This is a genomic window from Nannocystis sp. (assembly GCF_016714285.1).
GTDB lineage: Bacteria > Myxococcota_A > Polyangia > Nannocystales > Nannocystaceae > Nannocystis.
In genome coordinates, this window is the sequence record NZ_JADJNN010000009.1 from 178,671 (window position 1) to 205,134 (window position 26,464).

Below are 26,464 nucleotides of genomic sequence, written 5' to 3' on the forward strand. Positions count from 1 at the left end.
GGACTCGCGCAGGACGGGGAATGATGGTAGGGGACCACAGCGAGGGCGCGATCGCTGCTGCGCGGGTGAGGGTCGTTGACTGCGGACCTCGGATCGACGCATACAGGAGCGGTGGACCGGGCGAGCGCCCGGTCGATCGGGATGGGGAGGGTAGGATGCAATCTCGTGGGCTTGGAACTTGGGTTGGCATTGGCTCTGTGAGCGGTGGTCTGCTCGTCGCGGCCTGCGGTGACAGCACCGGCGGCACCGCTGCCAGCGAGAGCGCGGGCTCGACGGGGACGAACCCGCAGACCGGGAGCAGCGCGCCCACCGAGGCCAGCGCGACCGGCTCCGTCCCGACCGGGAGCGGTTCGATGAGCGACTCGCAGGCCAGCGCCAGCAGCTCCACGGCGGCCGTGAGCGCGACGGACTCGTCCACGAGCCTGACCACCACCGGCCCGGACACCAGCGACACCACGTCGCCCGCGTCGCTCAGCGACAGCAGCAGCGGCGCGAGCACAGGCGGCGAGAGCAGCGGCAGCACCGGCGATCCACCGGAAGAGAAGCTGTGCAGCGCCGATCTCCACGCCGTGGTGAATGGTCAGGGCGAGGTGCTGGAGATGTGCGGGCCGACCCAGGGTTGTGCCAACGCCATGTGTATCGACGCCTGCGACGCCGCGGCGCAGAGCCAGGCCAACTTCGGCTGCGCCTTCATCGTCCCGACCCCACCGGCCTACCCGCCCGCGCTGCCACCCTGCTTCGCTGTGTTCCTGGCCAACACGGTGCGCGCCCATCCCCCAGAACTCCCCCGTACCGGCAGATCGGCCGCTATCCCACGTAAACGGGCGTTCTGGCGGGGTGGGGCGCGCCCGGGAGGGACCGACGTGGCCCGGAACGACCCGGATTTTGGCAACACTTTGGCAACAGATTTGGCAACGCCGGGAGGGCGTCGCCAGCCCGGCCGACGCCGCCCGAAGCGTGATATCATCCGCGCCCGCAAGAGGACCTCGTCATGCCCACGGTACGCTCCCCCTCGCGCCGGGTGCTCGCCTTTGCCGCGATGATCACGATCGGCTGCGCCACCGTGGGGACTCGCCAGGTCGAGCCCGAGCAAGAAACCACGCCGGCGTCGGGCACCGGCGACGACTCGCCGGGGCGCCAGACGGCCGTCCCGGTCGCGGCTCCGTCCAACTCCGGGACGAAGCTCCCGGAGACCCTCTCGTACGCGGATATTCAGGACGGTGCGGGCGCGGCCAAGCAGGCCGCGAAGGAGCGCTGCAAGGCGCTCGCACACGGCAGCGAGACGGTACGGATCAAGGTCTCCATCGCGGGCTCGAGCGGTGCGGTCGTCGACGCCGTCCCCGAGACTGACACGCCCAATCCCGCGCTCGCCGACTGTGCCGCCCAGGAACTGCGGGCCGCGAGCTTCCGGCGGGCCCAGAAGGCACGGACCAGCGTGGTGCTGACGGTCAGCTTCTGAGCATTGCGGTCGGCCTGTATTGGCGTACCTGCACTGTTGAATGGACGCGATACCATGTCGCCTCACCGCCGCAACAGCACGCGCTTGACGATGTGCATGACGCTGGCGACCCATCGCAGCGGCGCACGACCCATCAGCCGCACCGCGTCGCCGGGGCGGACCCTGCCGCCGCGGACGACCGTCGCATAGACGCCGAGCGCGGGCACGTTTTTTGCCAGCAACGCGAACAGCTGGCGATTGTGTTCGGCCACGGTGCGCAGGATCTCCGGGTCGGCAGGGAGGTCGCCCTGCCCCCGCCTACGCCGCGCGGGCTCGGGAAGGGCCCCGCCCGGGGGGCCCTCGGCGCCGGGGGGGGGCCGCGCGGGCCGGGCGCGCCGGACGCGGCCAGCCCGGGGGGGGGGCGGGGGCCGAGGGGGGGGGGGGGGCCGGGGGGGGGGGGGCGGGGCGCCGGGGCGCGGGGCGCGCCCGGGGGCGCGCATCCTCCGGTCATCACAGCGGCCCGGTCGAAGAAGGTGCCCTCGCCGGCGGGCGCCTCGCCGCGCCGCCCTCCGGTCATTGTCGGCCCGCGGCGGAGAACACATCATGCCCCACGACCACTCCGCTCCCTCGGCTCACCCGAACGTGCCCGGCTTCGGCGCCGACCGAGCTGCGCATGACGATACCCAGGCCGCCGTCTCGCAGATGCTTCCGATCGGTCCGTGCGCCACGATGTTGACGAAGGTGGGGAGCCGATTCACGAACCCTCGGGGCCCGTCTGGTCGATCAGGCGCAGAGCGGCTCCCGAGGCCGCGCCCTTAGCGTCGGTATCACATCACACGTTGAAGTATTGGCGCAAACCTCTCTCGAAGGCGGCCGAATCGTCGAAGATGGGTCGATCGAAAGCGTCGACGAGATCGCTCTCGAGGTGCGGCCGTTGAACACCCGGAGGCAACGAAGCAAGCGCTGCGAACATTGTCGCGCGGTCGCGCCGCATCGTCAGTAGGTGGGCATCGATCATCGAACCGGTGTCCATGTTCAGGTACTTCGCCTCGTACACCAGCGCGACGTCCTCGGGGTCGCCGACGAGGTACAGCAGGAAACACAGCGCGTACAGCTCGTCACCGCAGCCGATGTCGTCGTCCCGCCGGTTTGCTGCGATTGCCTGCCGAGTAAGGGCGCGAATTTCGACGAGGTCGTCCCGATTGGGCGCCCGCAGCAACTGCTCGATGGTGTTCCAGATCGGCAGTGATTCGCTCATGTCTCCTCCGGATGCTGACCTGATCTACCACCACGCGTCGGGGTCGTGAAGCCAGGGTCTGGTGCCGCGCAGCCTGGCGTGCCCATGGGATCTCGCAGGAGGACCTGGAGCGTCGGCGTCGGGGCTTGATGATGATGCGGTTCGTCGAGGTCGCACGCCAGGATCGCCTTCCTCGAACGTGACACGTCGCTCAGGGTAGAACGCTGAGGACGGCGATGCCGGCGGGGGTGGAGATGAGGATCTCCTTGATCGATATGTCGGTGGGATCGAAGACGACGACCTTGTTGGCCTCGTAGCAGCCGACGTAGAGGCGACCGTTCTTGTCGGCGGCGATGTTGCGCAGCTGGCCGACGCAGTTGACGGGGACCTTCTTCTTGAAGACGCCGAGCTGGGAGTAGATGAAGTAGGCGGCGTCGTTCTGGCCGGCGATGAGCACGTCGCCGTTGGCGCGGGTGGTGACGCCGAAGCCCGTGCTGAGGCCACTCCCGCCGCCGAAGGTGCCGACATAGACGATGCCGGGGCTCCAGCGCTGGCCGGGGCCGCCGCCGAAGGACGAGAGGTAGAAGTCGCCCTGCGGGCCGAAGGCGGTGGAGCGCAGGTTGTCGCCGCCGGGAGAGGCTACGATGCCAGCGTCGGCGCCGGCGAGGGTGAGGACCTTGATCGAGGCCATGCCAGAGCCGGAGGCGTAGATCTTGTCGACGCGGACGGTGATCCCGTAGAGCGAGCCGTTGACCAGACCGCCGCCGATGACCGCGGTGGCCTTGCTGACGAGGTCGACGGTGCGGATGTTGTTGCTCTGACCGACGTAGAGCTTGCCGTCGGGGCCGGGGGCGACCGACAGGGCGTTGACGAAGCCGGGGAAGCTGTCGAACACGGTGTAGCCGGCCGGCTCGATCAGCGAGACGACGCCGGTGCCGGTGCTGGCGACCACGAGGCAGTCCTGCCCGTTCTTGCAGCCCACGGGCAACTGGCAGGTGTTGCTGCACGCGTCGTTGTCGACGCCGTTGCCGTCGTCGCAGGCCTCGACCCCGGCGTGGACGAAGCCGTCGCCGCACTTGGCCGCCTGGCAGGTGCCGGGGCAATCGTCGGTGTCGAGGTCGTTGGCGTCGTCGCAGGCCTCGACGCCGGCGTGGACGAAGCCGTCGCCGCAGGCGGCGGCCTGGCAAGTACCGGGACAATCGTCGGTGTCGAGGTCGTTGGCGTCGTCGCAGGCCTCGACGCCGGCGTGGATGAAGCCGTCGCCACAGCTTGCAGATTGGCAGGTGTCGGGGCAATCGTCGCTGTTGTCGGGATTGGCGTCGTCGCAGGCCTCGACGCCGGCGTGGACGAAGCCGTCGCCGCAGCTTGCAGATTGGCAGGTGTCGAGGCAATCGTCGCTGTTGTCGGGGTTGGCGTCGTCGCAGACCTCGCCGTCGTCGACGACGCCGTCGCCGCAGGCGGGCGGCGGTGGGGGCTGACAGACGCCCGCAGTGCAGAGCAGGGGGGCGTCGCAGGCGTCGTTGGGGCCGCACGGGCAGCCCTCGCTGGCGGGCGGGCAGGCGGGGCCGGTGGTGTCGGTGGTGGTGGTGTCGGGCTCGCCGCTGGTGCTGCTGGTGCCGGCATCCCCGGTGGCGCCCGAGGTGCCGTCGGAGGTGACCTCGCCCGAGGTGGTCGGGGGCTCGCCGGTGGTGGGCGTGGCCGTGGTGGTGGTGGCTATGGATCCGGTGCTGGTGGCGTCGGTGCCGGTGGCGACGCCGTCGTCACCGCAGCCGAGCACGAGAAGAGCCACGATGCACCCACCGAAACCACCATTCATTCGCATGCCCCGAGGTTGGCGGCGGCCTGCCGGAATTACAAGCGCATAAGATGAAGTATGCTCGGCCGATGGGGCACGCGCGCTTCTTGTCGATCCTGTCGCTGCTGGTTGCGTGCGCGACGACAGGGCCGACGCGTCCGGTCGCGCTGCCGCCAGTGGCGGCGGCGGCGCCCGTGGTGCCAGCGGTGGCGCCGGCGCCAGCGCTGACGATCCGCTTCGAGCCGTTGTTGGCGGAGGCGCCGTCGCGGCTGGCAGTGGAACTGACCGCGCGGGGGATCGCGGCGCGCCGGTGGGCCTTCGCGTCGGCGGCGGCGGGCGAGCCGAATGAGGTGCGGGCGCGCGACGAGGCGGGGGACCTGTCCCTTGTGCAAGGTCGCGAGGGACAGGCGTGGACGGTGGAGCTGGGCCGTGCGCCGGTCGGGACGCTGACGATCCGCTACTGGTTTTATCCCGGGGATGTGTCGCGCGCCGGGCCGGAGCTGCCGGCGGGGCTGGTGCTGCGGATCGATCGCCAGCGGGTGCTGGCGGCGGCGGAGGAGGTGCTGCTGCTGCCGCGCGAGGAGCCGGGGGCCGCGATCGCGGTTGAGCTCGGGCTGGTGGCGAATCCAGGGCTGACGCAGGTGGCGAGCACGCTGGGCGGACCGGGGTGGCGGGGGACGGTGCGGCTGGCGGAATTGCAGCACGCGGCGTTCCTGCTCGGGCCGCCGGGGCACGCGGAGTTTCGTGGCCTCGCGGGGGAGGACGATTTCGCGTGGGCCGGTGATACCGCGTTCGACCTGCGCTGGTCGGCGGCCGAGACGGCCGGGGCGCGCACGGCCGTCGATGCATATTTCAGCGCGGGCGCGACGCGGCGCTTCGTGGGGTTGATGGCGGTGGACATCGATTTTGTCGGGGGGACGGGGGTGTCGGTGTTTCCGCGGGGCGAGGGCTTGTATGTGGCGATCGCTCCGGGGGCGCAGTGGGACGCGGCGGCCCGGATGGCGGTGGCGCACGGGCTGGTGCATCGCTGGATCGGCGGGCGGCTGCGGCTCCGCGGGCCGGCGGGAGAGGGGCCGGAGGCGGGGGCGTGGTTCTCGGCGGGGTTCGCCCGGGCGGTCGCCCGCGAAGTCCTGTACGACCTGGGGACGCTGTCGGGCCGCGATTACGCGGACGAGGTGAATGTGCACGAGTCGGTGCGGGCGACGGCGCCGCTGCGGCGGGCGAGCAACGCGGAGGTGGCGGCGGCGGCCGCTGGCGGGGACGCGGAGGCGCAGGCGCTGCTGATGGCGCGCGGGGTGTTGTACGCGACGCGGCTGGCGGCGCGGCTGAAGCGGCGGGTGGGCGGCGGCGGGACCTTGCGGGGATTGCTCGGGGAGCTGGTCGCGGAGGCGCAAGCGGCCGGCGTGGGCGAGCTGCCGATCGATGCGTTCACACGGCGGGTGGCGGCCCAGCTCGGGGCGGAGGAGGTGGCGGCATTCACGGCGGGGGTGCTGGCGGGAGAAGTGTTGTCATTGCCGGCCGACGCGCTGGGATCCTGCTTTGTCCGCAAGCCACGCAGATATACGCGCTTCGATCTTGGCTTCGACGAGCGGGCGACGATGCAGGCGATGCCGCCGACGATCCGCGGGGTGCGGGCGGGCGGACCGGCGGCGCGCGCGGGGCTGAAGGACGGTGAGCCGCTGCTGGCGCTGGCGATCGATCCAGAGGACCCGCAGGAGCCGGCGATGATCACGGTGCTGCGGGGCGAACGGGAGGTGCAGGTGACGTATCGACCGAGCTCGGCGCCGGCCCGCGGCGACGGCTGGTCGCGGCGGGCGGGGGCCAGCGAGCGCGAGTGTCCGCCGTGATTCATCGGGGATCGACCTGGATGGCGAGCGTGCCCGAGTCCGGGTCAGTGGCACTGGAAGACGACGCGGGCTCGCTCGAACCGGCGCGCGCGCAGGTCCTCCTCGCGGATGACGACGTGGACCATGCCGACGTCGCCGAGCATGAGGTCGTCCTCGGAGTCGACCTGCCACAGCAGGCGCCACTGCGCGGCCTGCTCGGCGGTCTCGCGGGAGTTCCACGGCGGGTGGGCGACGCCCAGGTGCTCGCGCTCGTCGTACGCGGCGGCCGCGAGCGCGTCGCTCTGCAGGATGTGCGGATACCCGAGCAGCTGGTGGCGCGGCACGCCCTCGTCCCACCATTGGCCGCCGTAGGTGGCGAGGTTGCGGACGACCTCGATCGCCTTTGAATAGGGGCACTCGTCCGGGCCCTCGAATGTATCGAGGAGCAGCGCATAAAACGGCTGCTCCCAGCCGGGCAGGGCGGGCTCGTCGGCCTTGCCCTTGAGGATGTAGACCGGGAATGGCGGGTCCCTGACGGCTTGCGGCTTTGCGGTGCGCACGAGGACGGCGGGGTCCGGGAAGCAGAACAGCATGCCGTGGCCGTGCGCGGGGTCGGGGTCGCCGGTGACGAAGAACAGCGAGAGGATGCCGGTCCGCGGCAGCAGGTCGGCGTCGGGGCCCGGCGGCAGGGGGCGCAGCTGGCCGAGGTCGAGCTGGCCGAGGAACGCCAGCGGCTCGTCGTGCACCCGTGGCCACGCGAAGTCCGGCGGGAGCAGGGGCGAGCCGCCGAGGTGTGACGTGCCCGGATCGTCCGGCTCGCCCTCATCGTCCGCGTCCGCCTCGTCGACCTGGTCGCTGCGCAGGATGTAGCGCGGGCGGCGGAGCGCGAGCAGGGCGTCGGCGTGCGCGCGGCCGACGACGGCCTCGTAGGCCTCGCGGCGCTCGCGGTTATCGCGTTCGCAGGTCATGGCGGCCAGACGCGCCAGATCGCCGAGGATCTCGGCGAAGCCCTGCTCATCGAGGTCGGGGAGCGCGAGCAGCTCCGGGAAGAACAGGTCGACCGGCATGCGCGAATCGTCGCAGTCGGCGAGCATCGCGGGGATCGCCGCGAACGAGGCGCGCAGCCAGTCGGCGAGCCGCGGGTGGTTCGCGTGGTCGGAGGGCACGATCACGGTGACCTGCTCCTTCACGTCGCGGATGATGTCGCCGTCGCGGCAGACCATCCGCAGGGTGGCGAACAGCAGGTTGTCGCCGAGGTCGTTGTCCGGGTCCGGAACGGCGAGCAGGATCTCCCGCCCGGCGGCGTCACGCACGGGGAGCAGCGAGTCCACGAGTCCTGCGAGCGGGTGCGGCATGACCATGGACTCATACCAGCATCGCCGGGCGATGGCGGTCTCGCGGAGCCGCGCGGCGACCGTCGGCGAGCGGGGCTTCTCCCGGTGATATCCTGCCGCCATGGCCCGGTCGCGCACCCCCGAAGCCCGCATCATCGACACCCGCCAGGTCCTGATCGTGCTCTCGCCGCGGGACGACGAACGCCCGGTGCACGGCTTCGCCGGCACGGTGGTCGCCGACCCGTCGGCGGGGGTGCCCGACCTCGCGGGGAGGGCCGTCTACCTGTGCGGTGACGTGTCGAAGGCCAGCGCCCTCGATCTCTCGGCCGCGTCGCGGGTCCTGGTGATCGGGGAGAGCTCCGACAGCCACGCGGCGGGTGACCTCCCCTGGCCAGTGGTGGGCCCCGGCCGGGTCCCGATCGATGTCCACGGGCTCGGCGTGTACTACCGCTGTTTCTTCGACCCGGAGGTCGACTACGCCCCGCGGATCCGTGGCGAGCACAGCTTCCAGTCGCTGACCGAGTCCACCAAGCCGGGGATGGCCCACCGCACCGGGATCTACCTGACACCGGTCCGAAAAGAGCGGGATGCGCTGCATTTTCGCCTGCTGCGCTGCTCGACCAACCTGTCGGGACCGACCGACAACTTCCGCTCCACCGACCGACACATCGTCGACGCGCTGAACCAGGAGGCAGCGCTGGTCTTCTCGGGGGCGGCGCCGCTCAACCACGTATTGGCGCAGATCTATCATAACACCCCGGCCGACGCCGAGAAGAAGCAGGCGAAGGCCCGGATCTCGTCCCACGCCGACAAGACCAAGGACATGCCGGACCACGGCGTCATGGCCTTCTGCACCTTCTACGAACACCTCGATCGGCTCGCCCCGATGGCCGGCGATCCCTTCGACCGTGGCCATCGGGGGATCAGCGGATTGACCCGGCTCCGCTTCCGACGCAAGGAGATCGATGGCGAGGAGCGTGGCACGTTTCCGGACCAGTTCACGATCACGCTATATCCCAACTCGGTGTTCTTCATGCCGCTGTCCACCAACCGGCGCTATACCCACGAGATCGTGCCGTCCGAGCTGGAGGCCGCGCGGCTCCCGACCCGGCTGGGCTACGTGGTGCGCTGCTCGAAGACCGAGGCGGTTCACGAGGCGGGGCGCAGCTTCCTGCTCAAGGACGGGGAACGGGTGGAGCTGGAGGCCGCCACGCCCGCGGCGATGCTGGAGCTGCGCCGGTTGTACGCCGAGGAGAACAAGACGTCGGCCCACATCGACTACGGAGACGGCTTTCGCTTCAGCATGAACGCGGGGGACTACCTGGCGCCGACCTACGAGGCGTCCGACAATTTCCGAACCTACAGCGTCGCCACCCAGGGCGACCTCTTCGCGGAGCTGTCCGCGTCGGCTCGGCTCGAGGATCTCGGGCGAGGCCGGCGCGGCGCGGTGCTCGTGGTGACCGACGGCCCGCGCGGGGTCCCCATCGTCCGCACCACCACCGCCTACACGCTCCCGACTCAGTGTTTTCGACCCATTCATGGCACGCTCTCGCGGCAGATCCGCGCGTGTGCCTCGCTCGCTATCCCCTTCAACAATGCGCTGCTGGAGGTCTACACCCGCGCCTATGCCACCATGGGCGCCCACTCGGACCAGGCGCTTGATCTGGATGATGCCGGGGAGATCGCCCTCTTCTCCTGTTATGAACACCCCGAGGCCGGGCCGTCGCGGCGGCTGATGGTGGAGTCGAAGGAGCCCGGGGAGCCCTCTTTCGTAATCCCACTCCTTCATGGCCGTGTCGTCGTGTTCTGCGCCGACACCAATCGACGGTTCCGCCACCGAATCGTGCTGGATCCCGCGGCTGGAGATCCCGACAACCCCTGGCTCGGGGTCACGTTTCGCAGCTCAAGGACCTGGGTGCACGTTCTTGACGGGCAGCCCCGTCTCGCGGACGGCACACCGCTGACCCTGGCCAACGACGAGGAGCGTCGCGAATTCCTCCGGCTCCGCCGCCGGGAGAACCAGGAGGCCGACTTTGTCTACCCCCGTGTCACCTGCACCCTGAGCCCGAGCGATCTCTGGCCGCCGGAGATCGGCACAACGCTGCGCGGTTGATCTGAGCGCGTGCACCTTCGCCTGTTCGTTGGTCCTCGCGTTCGCGGCAACGAGCGGAGCCCCATCGCGCCCGGCCACTGTTCGGCGCCAGGGCGCCTGCCCGATTCGGCGATGAAGACGTTCCGCCTGCGCAGGTGTGCGTGTACAAATGGCGTGCTCATGAACGAATCGGTGCCGCCCGAGCCGAGGACCGCCGCCGCCATGCGGCGGCGGCGGCTGCTGGGGGTCGGCGTGCGGCTGATCGGGCCTGCGCTGGTGCTGGTGCTGCTGTTGCAGCTGCACCACCTCGACGCGGTGCTCGCCGCGCTGACGTGGGACGACGCCGGGCTGCTGACGGCGGGGGGCGTGCTCGGGGTGCTCGCGCACCCACTCAGGGCGCTACGCTGGCGGACCCTGCTGGTGGCGCGGGGGCACCGTTATGCGCTTTCGCGGTCGCTGCTGTCGCTGCTGTCCACCGGCTACGTCGGCCACCTGACGCCGGGCCGCGTCGGCGACGTGCTGCGGCTACAGTACCTTCGCCACGACCTCGGGATGCCGTATCCGGATGGCCTCGCGCTGCTGATGATCGACCGCTGCTGCGACGTGTACGTGCCGCTGACGGTCGCGGTGGTCGCCGCGTGCGCGCTGGCGCCGATGCTCACCGGCGATCTGGTCCTCGTGACATGGCTCGGCGTTCTGTTCATGGCGGCCGGGCCACCGTTGCTGTTCGTGCCGGCGACGGCGCGCGGAGCCGCGGCGCTGGCGTTGCGCGTCGCGCCGGGGTGGGCCGCCGGCGAGGGGCTCGATCGCTTCTTCGCCGGCCTCCGGCACCAGCGGCCGCGTCACCTCGCGGTCGCTGCCGTGTTCACGGCGCTCGCGCTGCTCCTGTACTACGCGCAGGCCTATACGGTTGCGCTCGCGCTCGACCTCCAGCTGTCCTTCGTCAATGTCATATTCCTGCTGGCGATCGCGGGCGTGCTCGGGGCAGTGCCGATCACAATCGCCGGGCTCGGCGTCCGCGAGCTGTTCTTCGCCCTCGCGTTCCCACAGCTCGGCAGCTCGGCCGAAGCGGGCGTGATCTTCGGGCTCGGCGTGTTCCTCGTCGTCCATGTGCCCGCGACCGTCCTCGGGTTCGTCAGCTGGCAGATCGCTCCGCCGCCACTTGGCACGGAGAACCAGAAGGTCAGTCGATGACGAGGTCGAGGACCGTGCAGACACCGTCGTAGCGGGCCTGGGCCCGGGTGGGGGTGCCGGTGAGGGTGCTGGTCTCGCGGTCGAGGGTGCAGCCGCCGTCGGGGCCGGGCTCGCAGTCGCATTCGCCGGTGCACTCGTCGGCGTGGGCGTAGGTGATCTCGAGGGTGTAGTCGCCGGGGGTGGGGACGCGGGAGGTGGTGCAGGGGTTGTCCATCGTTGGGTCGGCCTGGCAGGCAGCGGGGATGATGACGGGGAACACCACGAGGGGCTCCCAGGTCAGGCGGTGACGCTGCCCGGGCTCGATGCGGAGCGGCGGGGAGAGCTTGTCGTTGAGCAGACAGCCGCCGGTCCCGGGGTCGATGAAATCGTCGCAGGCGGGTGGCTCCTGCGTGCAGACGAAGGGCGCGTGTACCTCGCGTCCGCCGGGGCTGCCGGTGAGGTGCAGGTAACCGGCGGCGCCGCTGCTGAAGCCGCGGATGAACACGACCTCGCTGCGGTTGTTGATGATGCCGAGCTCGAGCTCGCCGGTGGGGCCCTGGCCGGGGAAGTCGACGCACTCGGGGGTGTCGGTCCAGATCGGGACGTCGTCGAGGCCGTCGCAGACAGCGGGGGTGACGGGCTCACCGGTGGTCGGGGTGGCGGTGGCGGTGGCAGTGGTGCCAGTGCCGGCGTCGTCGCTGGTGGTTGCGGACTGGGGCCCGCAGGCGGCGAGCAGGAGGGCGAGGGCGATGCGGCGCGGCGACATGGCGAGCAGCTTACGCGATCGTCAGGGGCAGGTGGCGGGTGACACAACGCAGCCGGTGAACCAGTTGGCGAAGTCGCGGCATTCGGCCAGGATGTCGGGATCGAGGGTCTTGTCGCAATTGAGGAAGAATGCGGGCTGCTTCAAGGTGCAGGTGCGCGCGACGCCCCAATCTCGATCGCTGCACGAGCCGATGCAGGAGACGTCGCATTCGCCCTCCAGCCACATGGCGGTCCCGTCGCCGCGGAGGTACACGCGATCGTCGAAGTCGGGGTCGCCGTAGTTTGTGTGCACGCGCAGGACGCCTGGCATGCCGGCGGCGGCGGCCTGGAACACGCAGCTCTCGCCTGGCCCCCAGTCGTCGCCTTCCGAGTCGATGTTGGGGCATGGTTGTGGCAGGCCGCAGGCCTCCAGCAGCGCCAGCGCGGTGTCTCCCGGACACGTCCCGCCGGTGCACACGCAGGCGCACTCGGGGGCATCACCGGGGCCCCCGACGCACTCGTTCCAGCCCGCGGGGTGATCGGTGCCGGAGAAGCTGCAGCCCTCGCCGCCGACGCGCACGATGCGGGTGGTGCCATCAAGGACTGTGAAGAATGCGCTGTCGTAGGCCTCGTCGTCGCCGACGATGACCTCGGCGGCGCAGAAACCGGCGCCTTTGAAGTCGCAGAGCGCGGGGTCGGCGACGGCGAGCACGTTCACCCACTCGGCGCAGCCGGCCAGGTCGCACTTGAAGTGGCTGTCGAGCGAGCCGCAGAACTCGACGGTCGGTGCGGCGAGGGGAGCGATCACTGCGTCGATCGTGAATCCCACCTGCGCGCCCGTGTCGTCGCCGGGCATGCTGAGCTTTGCGTCGAGCATGATGTGCTCACCGGTCGCGTGCGGGACCCACAGCGCCGTGACCTGGCCGGCGCCCTTGTCGGCGGCGAGGTCGAAGGTCCGGGCGATGTCGGGGCTTTCACGGAAGGTGTAGCGGACCGAGACGCCGTCGTACGCGCCTGCGGGCGGTGGCCATTCGTTGGTGCCATAGCTGCGCTCGCCGTCGCCGACGGCGACGTGGAGCAGGTTCTCCGGGCCGTCGCCCACCACCGGGCCGAAGGCGATGCGGACGCCCGCGAACAGCTCGCCGTCCCAGAGCACGCAGGCGGCGGGCGTGTCGTCGGGGTAGACGAGGTCAGGATCGAAGCTGGCGGTGACGGTGGCGTCGGGGACGTGGATCTTGAGCGAGGCGCTACTGGTCGCAGGGAGCTCCCAGTCGGCTGCACAGGGGCCGCCGAGCAGATCGGGGGTCGGCTCACCGGTGGACGCTTCGCCGGTGCTCGGGTCGCCGGTGGTCACCGCGCCGGTAGTCACGTCACCGGTAGTCGCGTCACCGGTAGTCACGTCACCGGTCGCCGCGCCCGTGCTCGCTGTACCCGTCGTCAGCGCGGCGGTCGTCGACGCGTCGGTGGTGGCCGGGTCGCCGGGTCCGGTCGACAGGGATTGCCCGGTGCTCGTCTCGACCTGGGTCGTGCTCGAGTCGCCAGAGCTCGCGGCGCCGGGGCTGCAGCCGAGCGATACGGCCAGCGTCGTTGCCGTGGCACGGATGATATCGCCGGGGTACATAAAGTAAGTATGCCGGTATGGCCGACGATGCCATGCGCTGAATTTGCCGCGGGGTGCCTCGGCGCCAGCTCTGGGCTCGGTCGCGTCGCCGCGTCGCCGAGCCTGCCGCGCAGAGACTTGCGCTGACGTGGTCGGCCTCCCCGGCGTATCTCCTGACCGCAAGAGCCACCCGAATAACCGGCGCAAGCGCTGCAGCGGGCTGTCGAGCGCGGGCCGAGTACCGCGCGGCGTGGTTGAGCTGGCGTTCGTCCTCGAGCACCCGCGAAACTTCCAGCTCGCGACAGGCTGACCGCGTGGACCTCGGATCGACGCATACAGGAGCAGTGGACCGGGCAAGCGCACGGTCGATCGGGATGGGGAGGGTAGGATGCAATCTCGTCGGCTTGGAACTTGCTCGTCGCGGCCTGTGGCGACAGCACCGGCGGCACCGCTGCCAGCGAGAGCGCGGGCTCGACGGGGACGAACCCGCAGACCGGGAGCAGCGCGCCCACCGAGGCCAGCGCGACGGGCTCCGTCCCGACGGGGACCGACTCGATGAGCGATGAGCGACTCGCAGGCCAGCGCCAGCAGCTCCACGGCGGCCGTGAGCGCGACGGCACGGGAGCCCGGGCTGTCCCGCGGTCTCCCCCAGGTTGGTGCCGACGTCACTAGGTGCCCCGCAGATCGCCCAAACCTTCCGCGACATCCGCATTCCGTGCCACCCGCGCCCTCGCCGCAGCCTTCGAGCGCCGCACCGCCCCCGCCTTCGCCCGCATCGCCGCCCGAAAGCTACAGCGGAGAGCATGTAGACACACGCTTGCCCTGAAGCGGCTCCCCGGGGCATCCTACGCCCACCATGCTGACGCGGCTTCACGTCGACAACTGGCGCAGCTTCGTCAATTTCACGGTTGAGCTCGGCAGCGGCGTGGTCCTGCTGCTGGGTGACAACGGCTCCGGCAAGACCAGCATCTTCGACGTGCTGCGCCTGCTCAAGGGGCTGCTGCTCGCGCGTCGTCCACTCGCGGAGCTGCTGCCTGCCTCCAGTCGAACTCGCTGGGACGCCCGCGAGCGCCAGCGCTTCGAGCTCGACCTCGCCGGCAATGGTGGCACCTATCGCTATACGCTGATCGTCGCCCACGACACGCACCCGCTCACGGGTAACACGATTCAGATCGTGTCCGAGTCGTTGTTCCACGATGATCGAGTCGTTGCGCGTTTTGAAGACGGAAAGTTGAACGTGCATACCGATGGCGGCGCGCCGAATGCCTCGTTCCTGGCCGATCCGACCAGCTCACCCATCGGCAATATCTTCACCGGCCCGATCAACGCCAAGCTCACCTGGTTCAAGCGCCGTCTCGCCGCGATCCACACGCTCCACATTGATCCCCGGCACATCGATCCGTGGAGCGATGCGAGCGCGGCCCACCCTGACGACGACCTGCAGAATTTCGCCGCCTGGTTCCGCGGCCTGCAGCAACGCAACTTCCGCACCGTCGCCAGCACCTTCGTCGCCCTCAAGGACATCATCCCGGGCTTCGAGGAGCTCGGCATCGACAGCGACCTGCACGAGCGTGGTCGCCTACGCGTGCGCTGCGGCCCTTCGGGCGGCCTGCCGGCGACCAGCTTCGACTTCGCCGAGCTGTCGGACGGCCAGCGCGCCCTCATCGCCCTCTACACCATCCGTTACGCGCTGATCGGCCCCGACACCACGGTCTGCCTCGACGAGCCCGACAACTTCATCGCCCTGCGCGAGCTCCAGCCCTGGTTGTTCTCCGTCCTCGACGAGACCCTCACCAGCAGAGGAGCCCAGGCGCTGCTCATCTCGCACAACGCCGAGCTCATCGACCGCCTCGCCCACGACCACGGCGTGTGGTTCTTCCGCGAGCACGGCGGCCCCACCCGCGTGCGCCCCTTCGCCGAGATCATGGAGGGCCCGCAAGCTCCTTCGAGCCAGATCGCCGAGGGAGTCGAACCTTGACCCGTCGCGCCTTCGCCAAGGTCCTGTGCGAGGGCCTCCAGGACGCGCTGTTCGCCCGCCGCGTCCTGCTCCGGCTGGGCATCGGCGAGCGTGACCTCCGCATTGAATACAGCCCGCGCGGACGCGGCTCCGGCGAGCAATACGTGCGCGAACACTATCCCGAAGATCTGGAGGCCCACCGCGTGCGCCAGGCCAAACGTCGCGCCGTCCTGGTCGTGCTGACCGACGCCGACACGCGCAGCGTGGCAGCGACCCTCGACCAGCTCGCCGAGGCAGTGGCGAACCAGAACCTGGCGCCCCGCTGTGCCTCGGACGCCGTGGCCATCCTCATCCCCCGTCGCAACATCGAGACCTGGTTGACCGCTCTCGAGGGTGCGCCCGTCGACGAGACGACCGCCTATCCCAGCGCCCTGGGCGCGAGAGCCAGTGTCAGAGCGCGGTCGACCGCTTCATCGCTCTCATGGCCGCGGCAACCGACGCCGTCCAGCCCCCATCGCTCGCCCAGGGCCTGCGCGAGTTACAGCCCCTGGTCGCAGTGATCAAAGCGGGCTGAAGGCTGCACTCGCGTCCCTCCGAGAGTGACGCCACCATCTCGCTCCGCGGCGTCGATCGATGCGTGATAGAAGTATGCGTATGGTACCGATCGAGGTCGTCATCGACGGCACGAACTTCGGCGGCAAGACCCCGCTGGTGGCGCGGCTGCTGGAACGGCTCGCGGCTCGCGGCTGGCTCGTGGGGAGCGCCTCGGTCTACCGCGAGGGTGAGGTCTACGCCCAGTGGGACGCCGACCCGGTCAGTGCCGCCGCCACGATCGTCGGGCGTATGCAGGCACACCGTGAGCGCCTCACCGATGTCGACGTCATTGTGTGGGATCGTGGCTGGCCGACCTGCTTCATCTCGACCCGTCACGCCGCTGCCCGGCGCCTCTTCCTGCCGCTCCCGCCGCTGACCTTCATTCTCCTCAATAGCGCCGCCGCAACCGCGAAGAAGGTCGCCAAGTACGGCCTCAAGCCCGCGGCCGTTCCGTGGATGCACGACCGCCGCCTGAAGGACGAGATCTCGTACGAGCAGCTCTGCCGCCTCTTCCCCAACGAGCTCCGGAGCTTCGCGCCCACCCTCGCCGACGACCGCTTCGACCTCGACCTCGTCGCGGGTGAGATCGTGGCCGAGGTGGCGCAGGCGCTCGCGCGCCCCGACGATCGCCAAAAACCCCGGCGTTGCACTTGACCCCCCATGTCGTTCGCGTCGCCGGCTGCCGCTCGATCTCCACCAGACCAAGCAGCAGTGGCACACCACCGGCATGCAGATCGTCACCCAGCCCATCACCCTCGACACCTTCAACCTCGCGAGCAACGAGCGCCGCCTGTGCGTCGAGGCCCTGAGCGCCGCCGGCAACCTCGTCGGGGCCGCCAAACTCCTCGGCATCACCCGTCACTCGATGAAGCGACGTATCATCAAGCTCGGTCTCGAGTGGACGCGCCGCCCCGGCCAGTTCCTCGCCGCCGAACCCGTCGCCACCGCGCCGGTCGCCACCCTCGCGGCCTGAGTGTTCCGTCTCCCGGCGACGAGCGGCGTCCGGGGCCGGGTTCACCTGAGGTGGGCGGCCGCTCGACTCGGGGGACAACGGCCCATGCATGGGGACGGCCGTGCCGCGAAGCATATCCGTCGCCATTCCAGCGCGCGGCTGATAGTCATGATCGATGTATGCGAATTACAGGGGTGCGACGATGCGGGTTGGCTCGCCTCGTCGTGGGGTGATGCACGACGGCTGCTCGACGGGCCGCGGCACCCATGCTCATCCGCCGCATGCGCTTGCTCGGTGCCCCAGATTGCCGCCTGGGGCGATGGGCCGGCGGACGGGCCGGCCCCGAGACGCTGGCGGACTCGCGCGGGACGGAGAATGGTGCATGTGTAGGGGCTCGGGGCGAGGGCGCGATCGCTGCTGCGCGGCTGAGGGTCGTTGACTGCGGACCTCCGATCGACGCATACAGGAGCGGTGGACCGGGCGAGCGCGCGGTCGATCGGGATGGGGAGGGTAGGATGCAATCTCGTGGGCTTGGAACTTGGTTTGGCATCGGCTCTGTGAGCGGCGGTCTGCTCGTCGCGGCCTGTGGTGACAGCACCGGCGGCACCGCTGCCAGCGAGAGCGCGGGCTCGACGGGGACGAACCCGCAGACCGGGAGCAGCGCGCCCACCGAAGCCAGTGGGACCGGCTTCGTCCCGACCGGGACCGAGTCGATGAGCGACTCGCAGGCCAGCGCCAGCAGCTCCACGGCGACCGTGAGCGCGACGGACTCGTCCACGAGCCTGACCACCACCGGCCCGGACACCGGCGACACCACTTCGCCCGTGTCGCTCAGCGACAGCAGCAGCGGGGCGAGCACAGGCGGCGAGAGCAGCGGCAGCACCGGCGATCCGCCGGAAGAGAAGCTGTGCAGCGCCGATCTCCACGCGGTGGTGAATGGTCAAGGCGAGCTGCTGGAGATGTGCGGACCGACCCAGGGTTGCGCCAACGCCATGTGCATCGACGCCTGCGACGCCGCGGCCCAGAGCCAGGCCAATTTCGGCTGCGCCTTCATCGTCCCGACCCCGCCGGCGTACCCGCCCGCGCTGCCGCCCTGTTTCGCGGTGTTCCTGGCCAACACCTGGGGCTACCCCGCGAAGATCGAGCTGAAGCGTGGTGGCGTCGCGCTCGACATCAGCAGCGCGGCCCGCCTGGCGACGCCGGGGGTGGCGCCCAAGGACTGGCCGCCGCTGCCGGCCGAGGGTGTGCCTGCGGACTCGGTGGGGGTGCTGTTCCTGTCGAGCGACCCCAACTCGATCATGCCGGAGAACCAGGTGAAGCTCAGCTGTCCGGTCAAGCCGGCGGTGGACGCCTCGACGGTGATCAAGGGCTCGGGCCGCGGCGCGGCCTTCGTGATCTCGGCCGACATCCCGCTCACCGCGTACGACATCCTGCCCTTCGGCGGCGCTCGCTCGCACTTCCCCAGCGCCGAGCTGCTGTTCCCGACCAGCGTGTGGGGCCTCAACTACGTGACGATGGCGCCGCCGGCTGGCACGCACAAGCCGCCCGGACCGATGTGGCTGCAGATCGTCGGCCTCGAGGACGGCACCAAGGTCGAGCTGCAACCGACCGCCGATCTGCTCGCGGGGCCGAACCTCCTCGGTGTCACCGCCGGCCAGATCGTCGCCTTCGACCTCGGCGCCGGCGAGGTGCTGCAGTGGGAGCTGCCCCAGACGCCCAAGGACCCGTCGGGCTCGCTGCTGCTCAGCGACAAGCCGGTGGGGCTGTACGCGGGCAGCCGCTTCTTGCGGCTGCAGCCGGTGCCGGCGCCCGGCGGCGAGGCGGCGCACCAGCAGAACCTGGCCGTCACGGCGCTCGGCTTCGAGTACGTCGCGGCGCCCTACGAGACCCGGCGCAAGGACCTCGCGCCCGAGGACGTCGAGTATCGCTTCGTCGGCGTGGTCGATGACACGGAGCTCGTCTACGACCCCGCGATCCCCGGCGCGCCGACCATGCTCGCCCGCGGGCAGGTCGTCGACATCTCCACCAAGGATGCGTTCCGCGTGCGCAGCCAGGACCCGAAGCACCCGTTCGCGCTGTCACAGTTGATGGACACCGCCAACCTCCCGGGCGGCTCGCGTCCCGGGGCCACCGCGCCGGGCTTCGGCATGTTGCTCGGCGACGAGGAGTTCGTGATCGTGCTGCCGCCGGCGCAGTTCCTCCAGCGCTACGCGTTCTTCACCGACCCGACCTACGCGACCACCAACCTCGTGCTCACGCGCGTCAAGCATGCGGACGTGTTCTCCCCGGTCACGATCGACTGCCTCGGCGAGATCGGCGGCTGGAAGCCGGTCGGGCAGGACGGCGTGTTCGAGGTCACCACCGTCGACCTCGTGCGCGCCGACATCGGCGTCAACGGCTGCAAGAACGGCCACCACGTCGCCGAGAGCAAGGGGCCCTTCGGCCTCGTGGTCTGGGGTCTCGACAGCTTCTCGTCGTACGCGTACCCGGCGGGCGGCAGCGCGAGCGCCCTCAGCGACGTCATCGTCACCCCGAAGTGAGGAGGTTGCCGTGCCAACGATCGTGTCACCGCGCGTGGCTGCCCTGTGCGCCGCTGCCCTGAATCTCACCGCCGTCGAGGCCGCCGCCGCGCCGACCCTGCTCGCCCAGGTCCCGCTGCCGGGCGCGCCCTTCGACGGCATCGCCATCACCCCCGACGGCGCCAAGCTGTACGTCAGCCTGGTCAAGGCGAAGAACCCGGGCGTCAACACGATCGCGGTGATCGACACCGCGACCAACGCCGTCGTCGACGTGATCGATCTCGGTAACCAGGGCGCCGACAACTCCTCGCCGCGCCAGCTCTACATGGCCCCGGACGGCAAGATCCTGGTCCACGCGACCTACGTCGACAACCTGGTCTTCATCGACACCGCGGTCGACATGGTGATCGACACGGTGCCCGGGGTCGGCAGCGCGGTCGCGGTGTTCACCGGTGATTCGTCGCGCCTGTGGTCGCGCGACTCGAACTCGAAGACGGCCCGCGTGTTCGACCTGAGCGACCTCTCCGTGCTCGCCACCTTCCCGCTGCTCTCACCCCCGCTGCTCTCACCCCCGACGACAGCCGCGTCTACGCGGTCACCTCCAACGACGGCGGCAACGGCTTCGGCGAGCCGCAGGCGGTGACCGCCTTCGACGCGCCGGCGCTGAAGCTGCTCAAGAACTATGGCGTGGGCGTCGGCTTCCTGGCCAACGCTGGCGCCGACGCCCGCATCTCGCCCGACGGCGCGTATCTCTACACTTCGGGCTCCAACACGACGACGCTCAGCAAGCTGGAGATCGCCAGCGACAGCGTCGTCGACAGCGTCGTGCTGCCGCAGTACGGCGAGGCGGTGAACCTGAGCCCCGACGGCGCCACGGTCTACGCGTTCGAGAACGGCTACCAGAGCGGGCAGCTGCGGGTGTTCGACGCGGCCACCCTCGACCTCGTGAAGACTGTGGACACCCAGGGCCAGGTCGCTCGCTTCCTGGCGACCTCGCGCAAGTCGGTGTTCGCGCCCAGCGGCTGCGCCGTGATCGTGCCGGCGCCGCTGCAGGCCTCGATCTACGCGCTCGACCCGGTGAGCCACGCCAAGATCGCCAGCTTCGCAACGCCGGCCGAGACCGCGTACGTCGTCGAGTTTGCGCCGAACAGCGCGCGCGCCTACTTGCCGTCGCGTTCGAACAACCTGACCGGCACGCTGACGATCCTCGATCTCGGGGAGGCCTGCGCGAAGGCCCCAGACGGCGAGCCGTGCGAGCAGGACGACGACTGCGCCGGGCTGCACTGCGTCGACGGTGTGTGCTGCGACGGCGCCTGCGGCGGAGGCTCGCCGGACGACTGTCAGGCGTGCAGCGTGGCGGAGGGCGCCGCGATCGACGGCAGCTGCGGACCGGTCTCCGGCGACATGGTCTGTCGCGCGGCCGAGCCAGGCAGCTGCGACGCGCCCGAGAGCTGCGACGGCGTCGACCTCGAGTGCCCGCCCGACGGTGGCCAGCCCGACGACACACCCTGCGACGGCGGTCTGTGTCAGGGCGGCGTGTGCACGCCCGAGGTCGGCAGCAGCAGCGGTAGCAGCGGCAACAGCAGCAGCGGCGAGGCGAGCACCGGCGGCGTCGGAGCGTCGACCGGTGGCGAGGCGCCGACGACCGGCGGCGAGGGCACGGGCGGCACGGGCGGTGGCACGGGCGGCGACACGGACACGCCGACCAGCGGTCCCGGCACCAGCGGGCCGGGCGGCGCGAGCACGGGCGAGGCGGGCGAGAGCAGCGGCAGCGGCAGCGAGGGCGTGGTCGTCGACGACGGCTGCGGCTGTCGTGAGACCGGCGAGCGGGGCAGGGGAGCGGCGCTGCTGCTCCTCGGGCTCGCGCTCACGCGGCGGCGTCGGCGTTGATCAGGCGAGGGCGCTGCGCAGCAGCGCGAGCGTGAGCCACAGCTCGAGCACGATCGTCAGGCTGGCGCCGAGGCGGCGCAGGCCGAAGGGTCCGCCGAGCATACCGGCCGCGTGGGCCACCCGCGCGAGCACGAAGGCCGCGCCGATCGCCACCAGCTCGCGTGTGCAGCCGGCCTGTTGTTCCCGGAACAGCAGCAGCAGGATGAAGGGCACGCAGTGCTCGAGCGCGTTGGCGTGGGCCCGGATCGCCTTGCCGAGGGTCTTGTTGCCGCCGTCGCCGAGGCTGATCTTGAGGCGAATGCGCAGCGCCGAGACATTGATCGCCAGCAGGGTGACGAGCAGCAGGAGCACGGCGGTGAAGATGGGCGTCACGGAGGTCGCGGAGGTCACAGTGCCGCGACGATACCAGCGCGGACCCGCTCGCGACATTCCCATTGCCAGGGCCCGTCGCCTGCTGGTATGAGTGGGCTGCGCGTTGCGCTGGCGGCGTCCTGTAACTTCGCAGGGCGAAAAGACGAAGGCTTCGGCCATGGTTGCGTCCAAAACTGAATCTGTTGTCCCGGCTGTGTCCCCCATGGGGCACATTGCCTGGGCGAGCATCGAGCTGCTCCACAACGTCGTTCGCCTGCTCACCGCACTGAACGAGGAGGGGCAGGCCTTCCCCGTGGTGCGCTACCGGGCCAAGGTCAAGCTGCACGGGTCCAACTGCGCCGTGCAGGTCGGACCGGACGGCATCGCGGCCCAGAGCCGCACCACCATGCTCACGCCGCAGGCCGACTACAAGGGCTTCGCCGCGTGGGCCCAGGCCCATACCGCGTACTTTCGCGGCCTGCGGCCCGGTCTCGTCGTATTCGGCGAATGGTGCGGCCCCGGTGTCGAGCGCGGCGTGGCGGTCGCGCAGGCGCCGAACAAGCTGTTCGTCGTGTTCGCGGTCCGCGACGGCGAGCGCGTCGTCCACGAACCCGACGATCTGCGGGCCCTGCTGCCCGCTGTGGCGAATGGCGCGGCCGCCCCCGCCGAAATGCACGTACTACCCTGGGAGGGCGAGCCCTTCACCCTCGACTTCGGCGCCCGGGCCCAGCTCGAGGCCGAGGTCGCCGCGCTCAATCTCCGCGTCGCCGAGGTCGAGCGCGAGGACCCCTGGGTCCGCCGCAGCTTCGGCGTCTCGGGGGTGGGCGAGGGCCTCGTGCTCTACCCCATCGAGGTCGACGGCGGGCCCGCGCCCGTCGACCCCGCGGGGCTCGCCGCGCTGATGTTCAAGGCCAAGGGCGAGAAGCACCGCAGCGCCGGCACGAAGGAGGCCGTTCAGGTCGACACCGAGGTGGTCGCCTCGGTCGAGGAATTCGTCGCCCTCATGGTCGGCGAGGGGCGCCTGCAGCAGGGCCTCGGTACGGTGTGCGGCGGGGTGGCCTCGCCGCGCGACACCGGCAAGTTCCTGACCTGGCTGGTCGCCGATGTCCGCAAGGAGTCGACGGCCGAGCTCGCCGCGGCGGGCCTGCAATGGGCGCAGGTCGAGAAGGCCGTGCAGGCCCGCGCGCGCGCCTGGTACCTCGCGCAGCGGGGCTGACAGCGCCGCTGTCACCAGAGCTCGGCGTCCGCACCGCGTGTCGGGAGTCCGGCACGCGGCGCGGGCGTCGGTGTGTTCATGCCACGAATACGCGAGCGTGAAGCCGGTGCGTTCGTCGCTGGCGATCAGCCGGCGAGGCGGCGCCTGGCGCGGGCGATCAGCACCACCAAGATCCCGAGGTCGACGGCCATCAGCCACAGCGCGTGCAGGGCGACGATGCCTCCCGCGTGCATCGTGATCATCAGCGAGAACAGGGTCCACACCCCAAAGCCGAGCAGGGCTGCTACGGCGCGCCAGCTGCCCGCGGCGGGCGCCCCCGGTGCGAGCACGAGATGCAGGGCGACGAGCTCCGCGAGCGCCCACAGGGCCATCTGCGACAGGGCGCCGTCGTGATTGTGGCCATAGCTGGCCGTGCCGGTGAGCGCGGGGTCGAAGGGGTCACGCTGCCAATTCAGAACCATCAACGAGACGACCGCGGCGTACAGCGCGACCGGCCACAGCCTCGACAGCAAGTGTGTGGTGTTGGTCACTCGGGGAGCCTATCACAGCGTGTGTCGCGGCGGTGTCGGTCACAGCCACGCGTAGGCGCGGCGCAGGACCTCGTGCCCGTTCGCCTCGACGATCGGTCCGTGGGACAGGACGATGCGGTCGAAGTCCCAGGCCAGCATCCGGCCGATCTGTTCCCGGGCCGCCTGGCGGTCGCGCATCATGAGGTGCTCGAGCCAGGTGGCGCCGGGCTCACGGTTGGCCAGGAGGAACGCGACCAGCCGGGTGAGCCGCGACGGGTGTCTGGCGAGGTTGAACACGACGTCGGCGCAGATCATCGTGCGGCTGTCCCGATGAAAGAACACCACCTCGTTCTCCATCGTGCGCGCGGCGAAGAACACCTGCTCGAGCTCGCCGCGCCACTCCGGCTCCGGGCTGTCGCCGAGGACGCGATCCCAGCGCAGGTCGCTGCGCTTGCGCTCGAGCCCGGGACACGCGCACGCGATCGCGTGCGGGTGGGCGTCGATCCACGATTGCACGCCGAGGTGATGAAACAGGCTCGACGCGACGAGCGCCCGCACCGGGCCGAGGGCGTCGACCTCCGTCCGCAGCGCGGCCGATAGCGGCGCGGGGCAATGCACGAACAGGCCGCCATGCAGCCGGACGATCGTCATTCGTGTCCCAGTCTCGAGGCCCCAGAAGCGGAGCGGGCGCTCGTGCATCCACAGATTCTCGGCCAGCTGCGTGAGGAGCATTATGCTGGGAGTGTGCCGGAACCGCGCGCGGGCGTCCATGTTCCCGCGCTGCGCAGCCACGCCACGAAGCGCCGGGAAGTTGTACAGTTCCCGCCTGACCGCCACGTCTGGAGATCGATCTTCATGCCCCGTACCTTTCGTGTCTTTCGCGGATACATCCATGCCGTCGGTCTGAAGCCCGACGGCGACACCCTGGCCTTCAAGCCGCACAACAGCGCCGCGATCGCTGCATTGCCCGGCCCCGACGGAGCTCCCGGGGCGGTGAGCTTCGACGCCAACACGAACGGCGCCGTCGATGTGCGGCTGCAGGGCATCGACGCGCTGGAGACCCACTTCCAGCCCGCCGTCGGCGACCCCAAGCCGCCCGGGGCGACCGCGCCGGTCGGCGTCAACAAGCCCAGCGCCGGCAATCACCAGCAGCGCCTGGACCTGAGCCGCGGCGCCGCCAACACCCTGCTCGGAATGCTCGGGATCGACGTCACCAACGCCGACTGGCACGCGTGGGGATATCTGAACCGCGTCACCGTCGGCGGCGTCGTCGTCGCCGCGAAATTCCAGGAGAACGTGGAGATCGTCGTGGTCGCCAACGCGGTCGAGCGCGAGGGGCGGGTCCTCGGGTGGATCTTCCCCGGCTCGGTCGCGCTGGCTGACGGTCAAACGCTGACCGAGGCCGCCCTGGCCGCGCTCGTCAAGCAGAGCTGCAACGCGCGCATGCTGGCGGCTGGCCTCGCCTATCCGTACTACTTCATGACCCTCGCCACGGCCCTGCGGGCCAAGCTGAATACGGCGGTCGGCGCGGCCCAGAAGGCGCAGCGCGGCGTGTGGGCCGTGGACACCAGCGCGGTCGGGGTCGCGATCCCGACGCTGACCGCCCTGCACGGCAGCGTGGCGCTGCTGCCCTACCTGTTTCGCAAGCTGCTGCGTTCATGGCGGCTGGCGGCGCTGAAGGCCTACTGGAGCGGGGGCGACGTGTCCGACGCTGCCCTCGAGGTGCTGGACGTGGGGCGACTGTTCGACAGCGGCAACCCCTATGTATACACGGTCAGCGATCGCCAGTTCCTGCGGCTGGACGAGCTGATCAGCGTGAGCGGCGGCGTGTTGAAGCTGAGCCGAAAGCCGCAGGACATCGTGTTTCTCGAGTGACCGCGGCGCCGCGCGAGGCCACGCGAGGGACGTCGCAGGGCCGGTGCGGTTCGGCTGGGCGCCCCGTCGTCCGCGCTGCCGATCGTTCAGATCCTGCGTGCCGAGGTACCAGCCCGGGTCCGGTGCCCGTGACCGCCCGCGAGGCCTCGGGCCCCCGCTTCGCGGCGCGTGCGGACTGGCGTACAGTGCCGGGCATGATGCCCCTTCGATCGAGCCTCTCCTGTGTGGCGGCCCTCGCGGTCCTGCTCGTGGCTTGCGGCGATGATGGTCGCGCCAACACGAGCGCGACGGCCGGTTCATCGGTGTCGACGATCTCCGGCAGCACCGGCGAAACCCAGAGCCCCACGAGCTCGACCGGCGGCCTCACCGACGCGAGCAGCGAGCCGGTGAGCAGCTCGGAGCCGCCGACGACCAGCGGCTCCACGACCGATGCCCCCACGAGCTCCAGCACCAGCGGCGCCAGCACCACCGACGCGACGGACAGCGGCGTGTCCGCGAGCACCGGCACCACGGCGGTCGGGCCCGAGGGCTGCAAGCAGGTGGATTTCCTGTTCGTCATCGACAACTCGGTGTCCATGGAGAACGAACAGACGGCCCTCACCATGGCCTTCCCAGGCTTCATCGACACGATCAAGAACACCCTGCCCACCAGCGACTATCACATCATGGTCGCCGACACCGACGCCGAGGGCCGCTGCGCGCCGGGTATATGCACACACTCGACCTGCCAGGCGCAGATGAAGTACGCTTGCAAGGACATCTTCTCCGAGTGCGACACCACCCGCGGCGCCGGTGTGGTCCACCCCGCCGGCGAATTCGCGAGCAACATGCCCTGCGACTTCGACCCGGGCAAGCGTTACCTCCTGGGGGACGACCTCGCCCTGACCAGCAATTTCCAGTGCGCCGCCAAGGTCGGGACCGCCGGCAACGGGTCGGAGCGGCCGATGGACGGGATGGTCGAGGCCGTCTCGCCCGCCCTGCTGGCGCCCGGCGCCTGTAATGAGGGCTTCCTGCGCGACGGGGCGATCCTCGTGGTCACCTTCATCAGCGACGACGCCAACGTCGAGGACATGAACACCGCGCAGCAGACCTACGACGCGGTCGTCGCGGCGAAGGGCGGCGACGTCGACAAGATCGTCATGCTCGGCCTGATCCCCGGCGACGTCGGCTGCGGCGGCGGCGGAAAGCACTGGGCCGACATGATCGCCCTGTTCGGCCCGCGCGGGATCAAGGGCTCGGTCTGCGCCCCGGAGTTCAACACATTCTTCCAGGACGCCGTCAATACGATCCTCGATACCTGCGTGATTAACCCCGGATAACCGGTCGGGCAACCGGGTCGAGGCCGCCAACTCAGTGATTGAC

Annotated in this window: 23 protein-coding genes; 14 read left to right on the plus strand and 9 right to left on the minus strand. The window is 70.4% G+C overall.

Annotated features, from left to right (window positions below):
* The first annotated feature begins 991 nt into the window (after positions 1-991).
* A complete protein-coding gene (locus IPJ59_RS17445; RefSeq protein ID WP_293272565.1) occupies positions 992-1,459 on the plus strand; it encodes a hypothetical protein in 468 nt (155 codons plus the stop codon).
* Positions 1,460-1,521: 62 nt separating this feature from the next.
* Here IPJ59_RS17445 and IPJ59_RS17450 read toward each other — a convergent pair whose 3' ends face one another.
* From IPJ59_RS17450 to IPJ59_RS17460, 3 genes are all read right to left on the minus strand, one after another.
* Entirely contained in the window at positions 1,522-1,710 is a 189-nt protein-coding gene (locus IPJ59_RS17450) for a hypothetical protein (protein ID WP_293272566.1), read from the minus strand.
* A gap of 560 nt (positions 1,711-2,270) precedes the next feature.
* Positions 2,271-2,696 carry a hypothetical protein gene (locus IPJ59_RS17455; RefSeq protein ID WP_293272567.1) on the minus strand — a complete coding sequence of 142 codons (426 nt, stop codon included), beginning with the start codon at positions 2,694-2,696 and terminating at the stop codon, positions 2,271-2,273.
* Between the two features lie 190 nt (positions 2,697-2,886).
* Positions 2,887-4,464, minus strand: a complete 1,578-nt coding sequence (locus tag IPJ59_RS17460) for a DUF4215 domain-containing protein (protein WP_293272568.1) — start codon at positions 4,462-4,464, stop codon at positions 2,887-2,889.
* A 95-nt stretch (positions 4,465-4,559) separates the two neighbouring features.
* On the opposite strand from IPJ59_RS17460, the gene IPJ59_RS17465 reads away from it, so the two are divergent.
* Positions 4,560-6,317, plus strand: coding sequence for a hypothetical protein (locus IPJ59_RS17465; RefSeq protein WP_293272569.1), 1,758 nt, complete (start codon positions 4,560-4,562; stop codon positions 6,315-6,317).
* A 44-nt stretch (positions 6,318-6,361) separates the two neighbouring features.
* Here the strand turns inward: IPJ59_RS17465 and IPJ59_RS17470 are convergent, their stop codons facing one another.
* The gene (locus tag IPJ59_RS17470) at positions 6,362-7,651 is read right to left on the minus strand and encodes a YwqG family protein (protein WP_293272570.1); all 1,290 of its coding nucleotides are present in this window, start codon (positions 7,649-7,651) and stop codon (positions 6,362-6,364) included.
* 100 nt (positions 7,652-7,751) lie between these two features.
* Between IPJ59_RS17470 and IPJ59_RS17475 the strand changes: the two genes are divergently transcribed.
* Complete coding sequence (locus IPJ59_RS17475) at positions 7,752-9,743, plus strand: 2OG-Fe(II) oxygenase family protein (RefSeq protein ID WP_293272571.1); 1,992 nt, start codon at positions 7,752-7,754, stop codon at positions 9,741-9,743.
* Positions 9,744-9,902: 159 nt separating this feature from the next.
* Positions 9,903-10,916, plus strand: coding sequence for a lysylphosphatidylglycerol synthase transmembrane domain-containing protein (locus IPJ59_RS17480; protein WP_293272572.1), 1,014 nt, complete (start codon positions 9,903-9,905; stop codon positions 10,914-10,916).
* Here the strand turns inward: IPJ59_RS17480 and IPJ59_RS17485 are convergent.
* Positions 10,906-11,661 carry a hypothetical protein gene (locus IPJ59_RS17485; protein WP_293272573.1) on the minus strand — a complete coding sequence of 252 codons (756 nt, stop codon included), beginning with the start codon at positions 11,659-11,661 and terminating at the stop codon, positions 10,906-10,908. The two genes, IPJ59_RS17480 and IPJ59_RS17485, sit on opposite strands and share 11 nt — an antisense overlap.
* 21 nt (positions 11,662-11,682) lie before the next feature.
* Positions 11,683-13,260 carry a hypothetical protein gene (locus IPJ59_RS17490; protein WP_293272574.1) on the minus strand — a complete coding sequence of 526 codons (1,578 nt, stop codon included), beginning with the start codon at positions 13,258-13,260 and terminating at the stop codon, positions 11,683-11,685.
* A gap of 835 nt (positions 13,261-14,095) precedes the next feature.
* Between IPJ59_RS17490 and IPJ59_RS17495 the strand changes: the two genes are divergently transcribed.
* The 7 genes from IPJ59_RS17495 (at position 14,096) to IPJ59_RS17525 (ending at position 21,151) form a co-directional block, all read left to right on the plus strand.
* Entirely contained in the window at positions 14,096-15,217 is a 1,122-nt protein-coding gene (locus IPJ59_RS17495; protein ID WP_293272575.1) for an AAA family ATPase, read from the plus strand.
* On the plus strand, positions 15,214-15,756 hold the full coding sequence (locus IPJ59_RS17500; protein ID WP_293272576.1) for a hypothetical protein: 543 nt from the start codon (positions 15,214-15,216) through the stop codon (positions 15,754-15,756). The genes IPJ59_RS17495 and IPJ59_RS17500 overlap by 4 nt, the downstream gene beginning before the upstream one ends.
* Before the next feature lie 94 nt (positions 15,757-15,850).
* Entirely contained in the window at positions 15,851-16,444 is a 594-nt protein-coding gene (locus IPJ59_RS17505) for a hypothetical protein (RefSeq protein ID WP_293272577.1), read from the plus strand.
* A gap of 73 nt (positions 16,445-16,517) precedes the next feature.
* Complete coding sequence (locus IPJ59_RS17510; RefSeq protein ID WP_293272578.1) at positions 16,518-16,763, plus strand: helix-turn-helix domain-containing protein; 246 nt, start codon at positions 16,518-16,520, stop codon at positions 16,761-16,763.
* A gap of 536 nt (positions 16,764-17,299) precedes the next feature.
* Positions 17,300-19,282, plus strand: a complete 1,983-nt coding sequence (locus tag IPJ59_RS17515; RefSeq protein ID WP_293272579.1) for an IgGFc-binding protein — start codon at positions 17,300-17,302, stop codon at positions 19,280-19,282.
* Between the two features lie 10 nt (positions 19,283-19,292).
* The gene (locus IPJ59_RS17520) at positions 19,293-19,904 is read left to right on the plus strand and encodes a beta-propeller fold lactonase family protein (RefSeq protein WP_293272580.1); all 612 of its coding nucleotides are present in this window, start codon (positions 19,293-19,295) and stop codon (positions 19,902-19,904) included.
* Entirely contained in the window at positions 19,901-21,151 is a 1,251-nt protein-coding gene (locus IPJ59_RS17525) for a hypothetical protein (protein WP_293272581.1), read from the plus strand. Before IPJ59_RS17520 ends, IPJ59_RS17525 begins: the two co-directional genes overlap by 4 nt.
* On the opposite strand, the gene IPJ59_RS17530 is transcribed toward IPJ59_RS17525, so the two are convergent.
* The gene (locus tag IPJ59_RS17530) at positions 21,152-21,541 is read right to left on the minus strand and encodes an MAPEG family protein (RefSeq protein ID WP_293257203.1); all 390 of its coding nucleotides are present in this window, start codon (positions 21,539-21,541) and stop codon (positions 21,152-21,154) included.
* Between the two features lie 184 nt (positions 21,542-21,725).
* Between IPJ59_RS17530 and IPJ59_RS17535 the strand changes: the two genes are divergently transcribed.
* Complete coding sequence (locus IPJ59_RS17535; protein WP_293272582.1) at positions 21,726-22,718, plus strand: RNA ligase family protein; 993 nt, start codon at positions 21,726-21,728, stop codon at positions 22,716-22,718.
* A gap of 125 nt (positions 22,719-22,843) precedes the next feature.
* Here the strand turns inward: IPJ59_RS17535 and IPJ59_RS17540 are convergent, their stop codons facing one another.
* Together IPJ59_RS17540 and IPJ59_RS17545 are read right to left on the minus strand one after the other, a co-directional pair.
* On the minus strand, positions 22,844-23,248 hold the full coding sequence (locus tag IPJ59_RS17540) for a hypothetical protein (protein ID WP_293257197.1): 405 nt from the start codon (positions 23,246-23,248) through the stop codon (positions 22,844-22,846).
* Positions 23,249-23,287: 39 nt separating this feature from the next.
* Positions 23,288-23,878: a DUF4336 domain-containing protein gene (locus IPJ59_RS17545; protein ID WP_293257194.1), complete on the minus strand. Its 591-nt coding sequence runs from the start codon at positions 23,876-23,878 to the stop codon at positions 23,288-23,290.
* On the opposite strand from IPJ59_RS17545, the gene IPJ59_RS17550 reads away from it, so the two are divergent.
* Both IPJ59_RS17550 and IPJ59_RS17555 read left to right on the plus strand, forming a co-directional pair.
* On the plus strand, positions 23,858-25,102 hold the full coding sequence (locus IPJ59_RS17550) for a thermonuclease family protein (RefSeq protein ID WP_293257191.1): 1,245 nt from the start codon (positions 23,858-23,860) through the stop codon (positions 25,100-25,102). The two genes, IPJ59_RS17545 and IPJ59_RS17550, sit on opposite strands and share 21 nt — an antisense overlap.
* A gap of 194 nt (positions 25,103-25,296) precedes the next feature.
* Positions 25,297-26,421 carry a hypothetical protein gene (locus IPJ59_RS17555; RefSeq protein WP_293272583.1) on the plus strand — a complete coding sequence of 375 codons (1,125 nt, stop codon included), beginning with the start codon at positions 25,297-25,299 and terminating at the stop codon, positions 26,419-26,421.
* Positions 26,422-26,464 lie beyond the last annotated feature (43 nt).

Bases quoted from the DNA above. Each gene is read 5' to 3' on its own strand.
- IPJ59_RS17555 (WP_293272583.1), top strand. From the start codon at position 25,297: ATGATGCCCCTTCGATCGAGCCTCTCCTGTGTGGCGGCCCTCGCGGTC.
- IPJ59_RS17445 (WP_293272565.1), top strand. From the start codon at position 992: ATGCCCACGGTACGCTCCCCCTCGCGCCGGGTGCTCGCCTTTGCCGCG.
- IPJ59_RS17495 (WP_293272575.1), top strand. From the start codon at position 14,096: ATGCTGACGCGGCTTCACGTCGACAACTGGCGCAGCTTCGTCAATTTC.
- IPJ59_RS17480 (WP_293272572.1), top strand. From the start codon at position 9,903: ATGAACGAATCGGTGCCGCCCGAGCCGAGGACCGCCGCCGCCATGCGG.
- IPJ59_RS17470 (WP_293272570.1), bottom strand. From the start codon at position 7,651: ATGCCGCACCCGCTCGCAGGACTCGTGGACTCGCTGCTCCCCGTGCGT.
- IPJ59_RS17535 (WP_293272582.1), top strand. From the start codon at position 21,726: ATGGGGCACATTGCCTGGGCGAGCATCGAGCTGCTCCACAACGTCGTT.
- IPJ59_RS17510 (WP_293272578.1), top strand. From the start codon at position 16,518: ATGCAGATCGTCACCCAGCCCATCACCCTCGACACCTTCAACCTCGCG.
- IPJ59_RS17475 (WP_293272571.1), top strand. From the start codon at position 7,752: ATGGCCCGGTCGCGCACCCCCGAAGCCCGCATCATCGACACCCGCCAG.
- IPJ59_RS17465 (WP_293272569.1), top strand. From the start codon at position 4,560: ATGGGGCACGCGCGCTTCTTGTCGATCCTGTCGCTGCTGGTTGCGTGC.
- IPJ59_RS17550 (WP_293257191.1), top strand. From the start codon at position 23,858: ATGCAGCCGGACGATCGTCATTCGTGTCCCAGTCTCGAGGCCCCAGAA.
- IPJ59_RS17455 (WP_293272567.1), bottom strand. From the start codon at position 2,696: ATGAGCGAATCACTGCCGATCTGGAACACCATCGAGCAGTTGCTGCGG.
- IPJ59_RS17545 (WP_293257194.1), bottom strand. From the start codon at position 23,878: ATGACGATCGTCCGGCTGCATGGCGGCCTGTTCGTGCATTGCCCCGCG.
- IPJ59_RS17505 (WP_293272577.1), top strand. From the start codon at position 15,851: ATGGTACCGATCGAGGTCGTCATCGACGGCACGAACTTCGGCGGCAAG.
- IPJ59_RS17490 (WP_293272574.1), bottom strand. From the start codon at position 13,260: ATGTACCCCGGCGATATCATCCGTGCCACGGCAACGACGCTGGCCGTA.
- IPJ59_RS17485 (WP_293272573.1), bottom strand. From the start codon at position 11,661: ATGTCGCCGCGCCGCATCGCCCTCGCCCTCCTGCTCGCCGCCTGCGGG.